General features: G+C 41.8%; 12 protein-coding genes and 2 pseudogenes. 1 reads left to right on the top strand and 13 read right to left on the bottom strand.

Going from position 1 to position 11,916, the window contains the following annotated elements:
• Positions 1–118: 118 nt before the first annotated feature.
• Positions 119–889, top strand: a complete 771-nt coding sequence (locus LDL57_RS09665) for a transporter substrate-binding domain-containing protein (RefSeq protein ID WP_180561003.1) — start codon at positions 119–121, stop codon at positions 887–889.
• A 147-nt stretch (positions 890–1,036) separates the two neighbouring features.
• Here the strand turns inward: LDL57_RS09665 and fliR are convergent, their stop codons facing one another.
• The 13 genes and pseudogenes from fliR to fliF all read right to left on the bottom strand — a co-directional run bounded on the left by fliR (position 1,037) and on the right by fliF (position 11,772).
• Entirely contained in the window at positions 1,037–1,822 is a 786-nt protein-coding gene (gene fliR, locus LDL57_RS09660; protein WP_180560859.1) for a flagellar biosynthetic protein FliR, read from the bottom strand.
• Positions 1,823–1,824: 2 nt separating this feature from the next.
• Positions 1,825–2,094: a flagellar biosynthesis protein FliQ gene (fliQ, locus tag LDL57_RS09655; protein WP_180560858.1), complete on the bottom strand. Its 270-nt coding sequence runs from the start codon at positions 2,092–2,094 to the stop codon at positions 1,825–1,827.
• 8 nt (positions 2,095–2,102) lie between these two features.
• On the bottom strand, positions 2,103–2,840 hold the full coding sequence (gene fliP / locus LDL57_RS09650) for a flagellar type III secretion system pore protein FliP (protein WP_225505512.1): 738 nt from the start codon (positions 2,838–2,840) through the stop codon (positions 2,103–2,105).
• Positions 2,833–3,282 carry a flagellar biosynthetic protein FliO gene (fliO, locus tag LDL57_RS09645; protein ID WP_180560856.1) on the bottom strand — a complete coding sequence of 150 codons (450 nt, stop codon included), beginning with the start codon at positions 3,280–3,282 and terminating at the stop codon, positions 2,833–2,835. Before fliO ends, fliP begins: the two co-directional genes overlap by 8 nt.
• A gap of 3 nt (positions 3,283–3,285) precedes the next feature.
• Complete coding sequence (gene fliN, locus LDL57_RS09640; RefSeq protein WP_180560855.1) at positions 3,286–3,705, bottom strand: flagellar motor switch protein FliN; 420 nt, start codon at positions 3,703–3,705, stop codon at positions 3,286–3,288.
• A complete protein-coding gene (gene fliM / locus LDL57_RS09635) occupies positions 3,702–4,715 on the bottom strand; it encodes a flagellar motor switch protein FliM (RefSeq protein WP_180560854.1) in 1,014 nt (337 codons plus the stop codon). Before fliM ends, fliN begins: the two co-directional genes overlap by 4 nt.
• Before the next feature lie 5 nt (positions 4,716–4,720).
• On the bottom strand, positions 4,721–5,197 hold the full coding sequence (gene fliL, locus LDL57_RS09630; RefSeq protein ID WP_180560853.1) for a flagellar basal body-associated protein FliL: 477 nt from the start codon (positions 5,195–5,197) through the stop codon (positions 4,721–4,723).
• Positions 5,198–5,416: 219 nt separating this feature from the next.
• Complete coding sequence (locus LDL57_RS09625) at positions 5,417–6,562, bottom strand: flagellar hook-length control protein FliK (protein ID WP_180560852.1); 1,146 nt, start codon at positions 6,560–6,562, stop codon at positions 5,417–5,419.
• Positions 6,562–7,002: a flagellar export protein FliJ gene (gene fliJ, locus LDL57_RS09620; RefSeq protein WP_180560851.1), complete on the bottom strand. Its 441-nt coding sequence runs from the start codon at positions 7,000–7,002 to the stop codon at positions 6,562–6,564. Before fliJ ends, LDL57_RS09625 begins: the two co-directional genes overlap by 1 nt.
• The gene (fliI, locus tag LDL57_RS09615) at positions 6,999–8,384 is read right to left on the bottom strand and encodes a flagellar protein export ATPase FliI (RefSeq protein ID WP_180560850.1); all 1,386 of its coding nucleotides are present in this window, start codon (positions 8,382–8,384) and stop codon (positions 6,999–7,001) included. The genes fliJ and fliI overlap by 4 nt, the downstream gene beginning before the upstream one ends.
• A pseudogene (gene fliH / locus LDL57_RS09610) lies at positions 8,381–9,120 on the bottom strand (flagellar assembly protein FliH). Before fliH ends, fliI begins: the two are co-directional and overlap by 4 nt.
• On the bottom strand, positions 9,113–10,105 hold the full coding sequence (fliG, locus tag LDL57_RS09600; protein ID WP_180560848.1) for a flagellar motor switch protein FliG: 993 nt from the start codon (positions 10,103–10,105) through the stop codon (positions 9,113–9,115). Before fliG ends, fliH begins: the two are co-directional and overlap by 8 nt.
• Positions 10,102–11,772, bottom strand: a pseudogene (gene fliF, locus LDL57_RS09595) (flagellar basal-body MS-ring/collar protein FliF). The gene fliG and the pseudogene fliF overlap by 4 nt, the downstream one beginning before the upstream one ends.
• Positions 11,773–11,916 lie beyond the last annotated feature (144 nt).

The raw sequence follows: 11,916 nt of genomic DNA, 5'->3' as shown, positions 1-11,916 counted from the left end.
GAAAAAATAGTAAGATTTAATAAATTTTGCTATTTTCATTTCGTAATTGAGGGTAATTTTGTTTAGCTAGCTTTTGTTGAGATAAACAATTTCCTGGGATAAAAAAGGAACAAGCATGATGAAGAAATTGACAGTAGTCAGCCTGGTTTTCTTAAGCGCAGCGGCACAGGCGCAGTCTCATCTTGACCGAGTGATGAAAACGAAAACATTAACGGTTTGCGCAACTGGTGATTATAGGCCTTATACTCATTTACTTCAGAATGGTCAATATGAAGGCATTGATGTTACCATGATGGAAAATTTAGCTGCTAGTCTGGGGGCTAAAGTTAAATGGCAGAAAACGACCTGGAATACATTAATGGCAGATTTTCATAACAAACAGTGTGATATTGCAGTTGGGGGTATTTCTGTTACTTTAAAACGTCAGCAAGCTACCTGGTTGTCTGCGCCGCTAGCGGTTGATGGTAAAATTCCATTAGTTCGTTGTGATGATAAAGCTAAATATCAAACGATTGAACAACTTAATAAACCGACAGTTCGTTTGATTGCACCTTTTGGTGGTACCAATGAGGCTTTCGCCCATCGCTATTTACCTAATGCCCAGTTGCAATTGACGCATGATAATGCGGCGATATTCCAGCAAATTATTGATAAAAAGTTTGATGTTATGGTGACTGATGCATCAGAAGCCCTTTATCAGCAAAAGCATTATCCGAGTAAGTTATGTGCGTTGAATCCAAAGCGACCGCTGCAATATATTGAGAAAGCTTATATGCTACCGCGTGATGATATGAGCTGGAAACTTTATGTCGATCAATGGATACATCTAACTAAAAAGACCGGTGGTTATCGGAATATTGTGTCTGAATGGATAGCGATACCGAAATAAATGATTAGCTGATCTGCTGATAGGTAAATATTTATTAACTTATTATTCAGTTAGCACAAAAATAACCCATAATTTATAGATTTATTTGGCAGTAGACGAACAATTTAAAAGTTAATACGATAGGGAAAAAAAGTATTTAGAAAAATATTACTTCCCGGCTAATGTAAGTAGTATCAAACTTAATTGACTCAGAATGTCATTAAATATCTTCTCGGCATATTTGGTAATGATAGTGGTTAAAAGAGGTAATAGATAGATACCAATTAAAAGTGTCAGTTGGAAGCCGACAACAAAAATAGAAAGTTGGGGGGTCATTCTATTTAAGATCCCCAAACTGATATTAATAATTAATAGTAAGGTTAAAATAGGCAGCGCCAATAGTAAACCATAATAAAAAATAATTCCGGCTGATTGAGCAACTAATATAAAGCTTTGGCTATTTAACGCTAGCGATTGGATTGGAATAAGCTGGAAGCTATCTGCCAATAGTGACAATAACAAAAGATGAATATCGAAAGATAAAAACAGTAATAACAATAATAGATTAAAAAAACGCGCAATAATTGGCATATTGGGGCCGGCTGCTGGATCAACAAATAAGGCGAAAGAGAGCCCCATCTGCATCCCCAATACTTCTCCCGCATAACGAACGATGGCAAAGGCGATTTGCATTGTCAGTCCCATTAATAAGCCGATTAAAACTTGTTGTATTAAGATCCAACACCCCATAACGGAAAAAAGAGGGATTTGTGGTAGTGGTATTGCCGCAGAGATTAAAATAGTGATCAATAAGGCTAATATAATTTTACTTTTTTTAGGGATCTGTTTTTCGCCAAAAAACGGGGCAATACTAAATAAAGCTAATACTCGCACAAATGGCCAAAAAAATTGGTTAATATAGCTATAAAAAAAATCTGTGCTAAAAGTGATCATTATTAACCAACAAGTTGCGGTAATTGTGTTATCAACTGACGGGTATACTCAATAAATAGTTGTAACATCCACGGGCCGGCTACAACCGCAGTAATAAAAACAGCGATAATTTTAGGAATGAAAGAGAGGGTTATCTCATTAATTTGCGTCGCTGCTTGTAATAAACTAATAATTAAACCACTGACCAACGCCGCTAATAATAGTGGCGCTGCTAATGCTAAAGCCACTTTCATACCATAAATACCAAGTCCCATCACTGTTTCCGGTGTCATTTTCACTCCTAATTAAAAAAACTTTGTGCTAAAGAGCCTAAAATTAATTGCCAACCATCGACCAGAACAAACAACATTAATTTAAAAGGCATTGCAACGGTAGCAGGCGGAACCATCATCATTCCGAGCGCCATTAATACACTGGCAACTACGAGATCGATAATCAAGAAAGGAATAAATAACATAAAGCCGATTTGAAAAGCCGTTTTTAGTTCACTAGTAATAAATGCCGGCACTAAAATACGCATCGGAACATCGTCTTGGGTTTGATACTCACTATCATTGGCTAAGCGGGCAAACAGTGCTAAATCAGGTTGACGGGTTTGTTGTAACATAAATTGGCGTAAGGGTTTGGCACCTTCCGCTAATGCCACTTCGATGCTAATTTTCTCTTCACTAAAGGGCAAATAGGCATTTTGATATATTTTATCAAATACCGGAGACATGACGAAAAAAGTCATAAATAGCGCTAAGCCTAATAAAATTTGATTAGGTGGGGCGGTCGGAGTGCCTAACGCATTTCGCAATAAACCCAATACGATAATGATACGAGTAAAACTGGTCGTCATCAGCAACAGCGCAGGGATAAAACCCAGGGCAGTAATAAAAATAAGTGTCTGTACCGGTAGTGACCAACTTTGGCCGCCATTGGCTAAGGGTTGGCTAGTAATTGCAGGTATAGCGGTGTAAGCGGGCAATGGCAACCACAATAGCGCGCTGGTTAATAAAAATAGCAATTTACGCATCACTGTTTCTACTTTTTACTAAGCATGTCTTCATGAATTGACCAAAAGAGGGTGGAACAGAAGCTGACTGCTGTTGTTCATCCGGTTCGGTTTTGGCCGGCATTTTATGCAACAAGGTAATGTTTTCTTCGGTGACACCGAGTACCAGCGCCTGCCCTTCAACTTCAATAATGGTAATTTTGGCTTTATTACCGAGTGAGTAATTATCCGTTACTTTGATTGCGCTTGAGCGAGTGGTCAGATAGCGTTTGGGTAAAAAACGGCGTATTAACCATAAAGTCACCAATAGACCGCCAATAATCAGTAATAGCGAGCTGCTCATTTCAGTTAACATGCTACTGCCTGAAAGTAGCGAGGGGCTGTTAGTGGTTGTGCCCCCTTTTAATACAGGAGCAGCACTATCTGCCGCTCCAGCAACTAGAAAAGAAGAATAAGCTGGCATAATCTATCGACTCAACCGACGCATACGTTCTGATGGGGTAATAATATCGGTAATACGAATGCCATATTTATCAGAGACCACCACTACTTCGCCTTGTGCGATCAGATAACCATTGATCAGAATGTCTAACGGTTCACCCGCCAGGCCATCCAGTGAAACCACCGAGCCTTGGGTTAAACTTAAAAGCTTTTTAATGGTCATTTTGGTGCGACCTAGCTCAACTGTCAATTTAACCGGAATATCCATGATCATATTAATATCTGAAAATTGGTTTTCGATATCTTGTATGTCCAAATTATCAAAGATCGCAGGTCCATTGTCGGTTGGTTTCGGCGGTTTCGATTGCTGAGCAATGGTTTCTGCCCAGATATCTTCAGCCGAGGTTTTAGCTTGATGTTCAGTAAAATCTTTAGTGTCACTCATGGTTTTTGTTCCTCTTCCAGAGCGTTTAAAACTGGATTAATAAGATGTTCGACGCGAAGGGCATACTGCCCATTTAATGTTCCATATTTACTGGTCAGCACGGGAACGCCATCGACATGAACCATAAGGCGTTCTGGTTTTTCGACAGGAATGACATCCCCTTTTTGCAGTTTCAGGATCCTGGAGAGCCGCGTTGGATGTTCAATCAGGTTAGCGATTAATTCCAATTCAGAATATTTAACTTGGTTAACCAAGCCTTCCATCCAGACACCTTCATCTTGTTTAACATTTTCTACCGGCGGATTGATTAATCGTTCACGTAACGGCTCGATCATGGCAAAAGGGATACAAATGCTAAATTCACCAATCATATTGCCAATTTCCACTAAAAATGGGGTGGTAATAACAATATCGTTAGGTGAAGACGTGATATTGGTAAATTTTACCTGAATTTCAGAACGAACATATTCTGCCTGGATTTTGAAAATACTCTCCCAGGCGTCACTATAGGCATCAAGCGCCAATTTCATCATTTTATTAATAATACGCTGTTCGGTATGGGTAAATTCACGCCCGTCAACTGGAGTTGGAAACCTACCATCGCCACCAAATAGATTATCGACCGCGATATAGACTAAATTGGGTTCAAAGGTAAAAAGGGCGGTACCGCGCAAAGGTTTTAAATGCACCAGGTTAAGGTTAGTCATCACGGGTAGATTGCGCGCAAATTCATGATATGGCTCAATTTTGATTAATCCTACCGTAATATCAGGGCTACGACGTAGAATATTAAATAACCCCATACGAAATTGGCGCGCAAAACGTTCATTAATAATTTCCAGCGACTGCAATCGCTCGCGCACAGCACGTCGTTGTGTATTCGGATTATAAGGATGGATATCCATTTCAGCTGCAGATGCTTTTTTCTCTCCACCGCTAACCGTATTATCAGTTGGCGCATCATTTAGCAGGGCATCAATCTCTGTTTGTGAAAGAAAGTTATCGCTCATGTGATTTATCGTAAAATAAACGTTGTGAATAACACATCGGTAATAATTTGTTCAGACTCTTCTAATTCAAAAGTCGGTTTTAATACCTGCTTAATTTCAGACATAAGATGAACTTTGCCTGTATCTGTTGCCAAATCAGCGGCGTTTTGGCGAGATAACAATAACAATATACGGCTGCGCACCTCAGGCATAAAATCATGAAGGCGTTTACGGGTTTCTTCACTGGTCAGGCGTAATGTAATATCAACATATAACACGCGATCGCGTTTCTCATCGTCAATTAGATTAACCGAAAAGGGTTCTAGTGACATAAATACCGGTAGCACCAGACTTCTTTTTTCCGGTTGATGCTCATCTTGTTCTTTTGCTTGAAATAGCCACCAGCTATAGCCAGCAATAAAACAGCTTAATAGTGTGAATAACGCCATAATGGTTAACAGCATCCCACTGATGCGTTTTCCTTGATGTTGCGACTTAGACATAGACAGGTAATTCCTTTTGATTCTACTTGGGATAATCAAGGCATTGTCGATTAACGTTTTATCCCTGTTTTTGCATTTCACTATAATTATCCCGATCTATGAATAACTTGACGGTAGAATAAAACAGTAAAAATAGGCGGTTATTTTGTCATTGAACAATGTTGATAAGGATAGGGGGAATGTTCCCCCACAAGAAAAAGTAAAAAAAAGCAAATGGATTTAAGCAAATACATCAATTCCGCTGGTTATTTGTGCCTGGTTAGTTTGCTGGACTTTAGTTAATGAACTATCACTCTCTTGCTCATTGGTCTCATTAGTTATTGATGATAGCGGCGTTGCCGGTTGATTATCTTGCGCACTATTTTGCTCGTTATGTTGCTCGCCAACATGCGTTTGCCCCAGTTGTATGCCTTGTTCTGATAGCGCATGACGTAACTGTGTCAGATTGCTTTCAATAATCTGGCGAACTTGTTGATTAGCGGTCACGACTGACAGTTGCGCTTTATCGTCAAAAATTTTAAGTTGAATTTGTAGGCTACCTAATTCTTCCGGATGAAGACGTAACTCGGCTTGTTGTGCGCCATGGCGACTGAGCATGACAATCTGCTCACTAAACTTTTGTCCCCACTCCGGCTGATCAATCGGCGTAGTCAAAGCCATAGAATTGATGTTAGCTGTCATTGACTGAGTTAATGCAGGATTGGCTGACAAAGAGATTAAAGGGATCGCATTATTATTGTTTGGCGATAGGCTAATTAATTCTGGATTTTCTGCCGTATTGGTCAGGGTTGCTACATTGATATTAGATTGCATGGCCGGTTGTAACGACAGAGATTGCGATGTTGCTTGTTCATTGAACGGTGCTGATAAATTGGCCAGCGGGTATTCGATTGTTGCACTATGGCTTGTGGAAGTAGCGAGCTGAGAATGCGATTTGAAATGCAGTTTTTCATCGCTATTGTCACTATTATTAGCTAATTGTTCAATAATCGCTTGCTCGATTGTTTCATCGGCTAGTGTTGCGCGATCATTTTCCAGCCGTAGCTGTGTTGCTACCTCTGCCAGTTGAATGGGTAATTGATCAATGAATTGATTAGCGGTTAATGGCGAAAATTGCGGGTTATCTGATGGTGCTGTTGCTTCATCAATTTTTGTGCTGCTTTCCTCAGTTAAAAAGTCATTGAAAGCAGGTAAGGTATTTTCCTGCTGTTCAATAGCTGAGTCAGCATTATCTGTTACGCTTTGTTCTTTTGCCGGCGATGAATGGTTAGTTAACATCTGGGCAAAATTGTCCGAATGCGATGATGATAATGGTTGGTTAGAAGCGTGCCCATTAGCGGTCAATGTTAGCGATGTGTCTATCATTATGATGTCCTTAAAACGGCTCGTTGCGCCATTTCATCCATTTGTTTTTGTTCCAGCCGATCAGCACGTTTTTTTTGTAAACGGTCACTACGTTGTTGTAGCTTACTGAAGGCATTGGTTTTTTGCTGTTTGCCTTGCCAATTTTGTTCTGCACTTGTTTCTCGCTGTTGCCATTCAACTAAATGTTGCTGATGTTGCGTGATTGCTTGTTCAAGGGTCAGCAAAAACTGCTGATAATTTTGTAATATTGCACAAGAGGTGCCTTGATGAAGCATACTATTAAGCTGTTGGCGATATTCATCCTGATACTGTAGCAGTTGTGTCAGTTGTTGCAGCATTTGTTGATGCTGATGTCGAATATGCGACAGTTTTACTGCGGCCTGGTTGCTATCTTTATGGCTTAAATCACGTAATAGTGTGAAGGAATTGCTTGCTTTCATGCTTCCTCATTAGTGATTTTGGGAAATAACTGACAAAGCTGTTGATAGGCGCTCTCCTTTGAACAGTACTCATCGCAATCTTGGCGTAAAAATTGTTGCAAATGGGGATAAAGCTGGATGGCCTGATCAAGGATCGGATCACTACCAACGGCATAAGCGCCAACATTAATCAGATCTTGATTACGCTGATAACGAGATAATAGTTGTTTGAACTGTTGAGCCTGATAAAAATGGCTTTTATCCACCAGAGTGTTCATTGCCCGGCTGATGGAAGCTTCGATATCGATAGCTGGATAATGGCCAGATTCTGCCAGGCTACGTGACAAGACAATGTGACCGTCTAAAATAGCACGCGCTGAATCGGCAATCGGATCCTGTTGATCATCACCCTCTGTTAGTACGGTATAAAAAGCGGTGATACTACCACTACCTTGTGTACCATTACCGGCACGCTCTATTAGGGCGGGTAATTTGGCAAACACAGATGGTGGGTAACCCTTCGTAGCCGGAGGTTCTCCGATCGCTAATGCAATCTCACGTTGTGCCATGGCATAACGGGTTAATGAATTCATAATCAGTAACACGTTCAAACCGCGATCGCGAAAGTCTTCGGCAATCCGGGTGGCGTAAGTTGCGCCTTGTAAACGTAAAAGCGGCGAGACATCAGCGGGAGCCGCGATAACCACCGAGCGCTGTAAACCCTCCGGGCCGAGAATATTTTCAATAAAGTCTTTAACTTCTCGGCCGCGCTCACCGATCAGGCCAACTACGATCACGTCAGCTTGGGTATAGCGTGCCATCATGCCCAATAAAATACTTTTACCAACTCCAGAGCCGGCAAATAATCCCATCCGTTGGCCGCGACCGACCGTCAGTAAACTATTAATCGCTCTTACCCCTACATCAAGTGGCAGGTTAATTGATTCTCGTTGTAAGGGGTTAATTGGCGCAGTAACTAGCGATGCAAAGCTGTCTATGGTTGGCAAGGGTTTGCCATCTAATGGTTCACCAAAACCATCCAGAACACGACCAAGTAGCGCGGGGCCCAGGGGGAATTGTTGACCGCTGTTTTGTTGCTTGTCTGAAACTGAAGGATGATAGACTTGAGCGCCGGGTACAATGCCTTCAAGATCCTGATAAGGCATTAATAGCATTTTATTGCCATTAAAACCGACCACTTCACACGTGATCTCGTCACTGGCTGCTTGATGTTGGCGTTTTATTAAACAATTTGCTCCTAACGGCATTTGCAGACCGGTTGCTTCTAACACTAAACCTGTCACGCGGGTTAATTTGCCATAATGGCGCACTGGCGCTAGCTGGATAAGCTGCTTTTCAAAGCTGTCAATTCGGCCTAACCAGCGGGCAAGTTTTGCGGTCATTGACATTTCTCCGGCATAATCAACTGACAAAGCTCAAGCCAGCGGGTTTCTAAACTGGCATCCAATTCACTATTTTCAGCGCTAATTTTGCAACCATATCGATGCAGCTCTGGCACCGCGATCAGACGCCAGCCATTAGCGGTTAAACTATCACCTAGTTGTGATTCAACCAGTGCCATATCATTTGGATTAACTTGTAGTTGAGGACGGCCTGCCAATAGCGGATCTTGTTGTAGAAAATGACTAATTTGGCTCAATAATGCGCTACCATCACAAACCGCCGGTTGGCCTAATACCTGACGAGCAGCCTGCAGGGCAATCTGCATTAAACGAGAAGCAATGAAACTGTCTAATCCTTCTAAGGAGTGACGAAACTCAGTTAATAGCGCTTGCCATTGTTGGGTGATAGCGGCCATCTCATTTTTGGCATCATTGGCACCTGCCTGATGGCCTTCAGCTAAACCTTGCTGATAACCGGCCTGGTATCCTTGTTGCTGACCATCCGTCAAACCGTTTGTTGTCCAGCCGCGTAACCTTCTTGATAGCCGATTTCTTTAGCTTGCGCTTTTAAATCGTCCAGTTGATTGATTTGCGCTAAAACATCTTTTTCACTCTGTTCAGCTAATGGCGTATCACTGGCAACATGCTGATTATTGATCACAGGATTTAAACCTGGCCAAAGGGTAATTTCGTCTGGCAGCCAGGGCTGCCATGGTGAGAGCGATTTTTTAGACATAGGTTTCTTCACCGCCATTCATCACAATTTCACCACTTTCTGCCAAGCGACGAACGATGAACAAGATCGCTTTTTGTTCTGCTTCCACTTGCGACAGGCGAACAGGGCCACGTGAAGCCAGATCATCGCGCATGATCTCAGCGGCTCGACGTGACATATTGTTGAGGAAATGATCGCGTAAATTCTGTTCACAACCTTTTAATGCAATAACCAGCGAATCGTTTTCCACTTCTTGCAACAGACGCTGCATAGAACGATTGTCCATTTCAATAAGATTTTCAAACAAGAACATTTCGTCGATAATTTTTTGTGCCAGTTCATCGTCATACTCTTTAACCGCACTAATAACCACCTCTTCTTGCTGACTCTTCATCAAGTTGATGATTTCAGCGGCAGTACGCACACCACCCATTTTACTACGCTTAATATTTTGTCCATCAAGTAGGTTATTCAGCACCTCAGTCAACTCAGCTAAAGCGGAGGGTTGTACGCCACCAAAGGTAGCAATTCTTAACATGACATCATTACGCAGTTTTTCATCAAATAAAGCTAACACGTCGGCCGCTTGTTCACGCTTTAAATGCACTAAAATGGTGGCAATAATCTGCGGATGTTCATCGCGGATCATATCTGCCGCCATCTGCGGCTCCATAAAGTTCAGCGTATCAATACCGGTAGCGGTCTCTTTGGTTTCAAAAATATCCTCTAACAAGGTATTGGCCCGCTCTTCACCCAATGCTTTGACTAATACTGAACGCAGGTAATCATTGGTATTAACATTAATAGCCGCATATTGAATGGCATTTTCTTCAAATTCGGCCAATACATCTGACAATTCCTGGTTAGAGATTTGGCGTAAACTTGACATAGCCACACTTAATTTTTGTACTTCACGGCTATTTAAGTGTTTAAAAATTTCAGCGGCTTGCTCTTCACCTACTGACATTAGCATCACTGCACTTTTTTCTGTTCCACTAAGACTCATAATTCTTTACTCATCCAATCACGAACAACCATTGCCACCACACGGGGATCTTTTTGTACCATCTGACGTAAGCGTTGGGTATGCATCTCTGCGTTAACACGTTGACGGGTCTGTTCTTGACGCGCAGCTTCATCTTGCTCAATTTTTTGGCAAGCAGCCTGCTCCGCATCTTTTTTCGCTTTCAGATCAGACGCCATTTTAGCGGCTTTCTCTGCTTCACGTTTTTTCTGTAATTGGGGTTTGACCACAAAACGCCACAATAACCAGGCCAACAGTAATAGCAGCAAATAGCGACCAATCTCTAACACGTTGGCGATAAAAACTGGCTGTTGCCAAAACTCAAGCGGTTTAAGTTCAGCGTCTTGGGCTTCAAATGGTGCATTTACTACATACAGGCTATCGCCACGCTGCTCAGAAAACCCCATCGCTTCTCGTGCCAAGGTTTTAATTTGTGTTAATTTTTCATCAGTTAGCGGTAAGCTATCATCATTTTCTTTTTTATCTTTATCGGTATCAGCATAATTAACGATGATGGCCACTGAAAGTCGCTGTAGATTGCCAATTTGATGTTGAGTATGACGAATGCGACGATCTATCTCATAGTTGGTGGTTTCATCAACCCGACTATTATGATTATTATTTACTGGCTGCGGGGCATTTTTATCATTAGGTTTGTCAATCGGTGCTTTTGGTGCCGGTGTTGGTTGGTTAGATAGCGCACCGGGTACGCCACCAACTAATAATTGACCGTTTTGCTCACTGCGACTGGTCTGTTTTGAACGCACCGCTGATTCATTGGGTGGCTGATTGGGTTTGTACTCTTCCGCTGTCTCTTCAGTACGGGCAAAATTAATTTCCGCCGTAACTTGTGCGTGTACATTACCTCGGCCAACCAGTGGCATAATAATCGATTCGATACGTTGCTTATAACGATTCTCTATCGATTGCACATAGTTGAGTTGCGTCACGTTAAGATCGCGGCTAATGCCATCGGGCTGAGTCAATAGATTGCCTAACTAATCAACGATAGTGACATTATTGCTAGTTAAACCACTGACACTACTAGAGATCATATGCACAATAGCGGCAATCTGGCCTTCATCCAGTTTACGGCCGTTTTGTAGGTTAAGGGTGACCGACGCGGTAGGATCTTTTTGCTCGCGCACAAAAAGTGACGGTTTGGGGATCGCTAAATGTACGCGGGCGCGTTGCACAACTCCCAATGATTCAAAGGTTTTGGCTAATTCACCTTCCAAAGCACGTTGATAGTTGATCTGTTCGCTAAATTGACTCAACCCAAATTTTTCTTGATCCAGTAACTCAAAACCGGCATTGCCGCCTTTTGGTAATCCTTGTTGCGCTAACTTTAGTCTAACCTCATGCACTTTATCAGCCGGCACTTTAACCATACTACCATCGGCAGATAGTTGATAAGGAATATTCATTTGACTTAGCTGAGTAACAATTTCGCCGCCATCCTTATCACTAAGATTGGTATAAACTGGGCGATAGTCAGGTCCCTGTAGCCAAAACAAAGCAGCGATGAAAAAAGTTATTGCCAAAGCACCTGCAACGATCAGCGGTACTTTAGGATCAGATTTTATTTTGTCGAAAATGGTACTTAATCCTTTGAGCGGATTTGCTCCATTAGTATTTACGGCATTCATAGACAATCCTTGCCTTCTCGTTCTTGATGAAGATTGATAACGTGGCGTAACAAAGTGGCTTCCTCATACTGATAAAGTATTTCCAGTTTCATCTTTATATTATCGTTTGTCGTGCCTTGGTTTAATGGCTGAAATAGACTTTTA

It is taken from the genome of Arsenophonus apicola, assembly GCF_020268605.1.
Taxonomy (GTDB): Bacteria; Pseudomonadota; Gammaproteobacteria; order Enterobacterales; family Enterobacteriaceae; genus Arsenophonus; species Arsenophonus apicola.
Note: the sequence above shows the minus strand (reverse complement) of the source record. Positions and strands in the feature narration are given on the sequence as shown.

Bases quoted from the DNA above. Each gene is read 5' to 3' on its own strand.
- fliP (WP_225505512.1), bottom strand. From the start codon at position 2,840: ATGCGTAAATTGCTATTTTTATTAACCAGCGCGCTATTGTGGTTGCCA.
- LDL57_RS09665 (WP_180561003.1), top strand. From the start codon at position 119: ATGAAGAAATTGACAGTAGTCAGCCTGGTTTTCTTAAGCGCAGCGGCA.
- fliL (WP_180560853.1), bottom strand. From the start codon at position 5,197: ATGTCTAAGTCGCAACATCAAGGAAAACGCATCAGTGGGATGCTGTTA.
- fliQ (WP_180560858.1), bottom strand. From the start codon at position 2,094: ATGACACCGGAAACAGTGATGGGACTTGGTATTTATGGTATGAAAGTG.
- LDL57_RS09625 (WP_180560852.1), bottom strand. From the start codon at position 6,562: ATGATAGACACATCGCTAACATTGACCGCTAATGGGCACGCTTCTAAC.
- fliN (WP_180560855.1), bottom strand. From the start codon at position 3,705: ATGAGTGACACTAAAGATTTTACTGAACATCAAGCTAAAACCTCGGCT.
- fliO (WP_180560856.1), bottom strand. From the start codon at position 3,282: ATGCCAGCTTATTCTTCTTTTCTAGTTGCTGGAGCGGCAGATAGTGCT.
- fliM (WP_180560854.1), bottom strand. From the start codon at position 4,715: ATGAGCGATAACTTTCTTTCACAAACAGAGATTGATGCCCTGCTAAAT.
- fliR (WP_180560859.1), bottom strand. From the start codon at position 1,822: ATGATCACTTTTAGCACAGATTTTTTTTATAGCTATATTAACCAATTT.
- fliG (WP_180560848.1), bottom strand. From the start codon at position 10,105: ATGAGTCTTAGTGGAACAGAAAAAAGTGCAGTGATGCTAATGTCAGTA.
- fliJ (WP_180560851.1), bottom strand. From the start codon at position 7,002: ATGAAAGCAAGCAATTCCTTCACACTATTACGTGATTTAAGCCATAAA.
- fliI (WP_180560850.1), bottom strand. From the start codon at position 8,384: ATGACCGCAAAACTTGCCCGCTGGTTAGGCCGAATTGACAGCTTTGAA.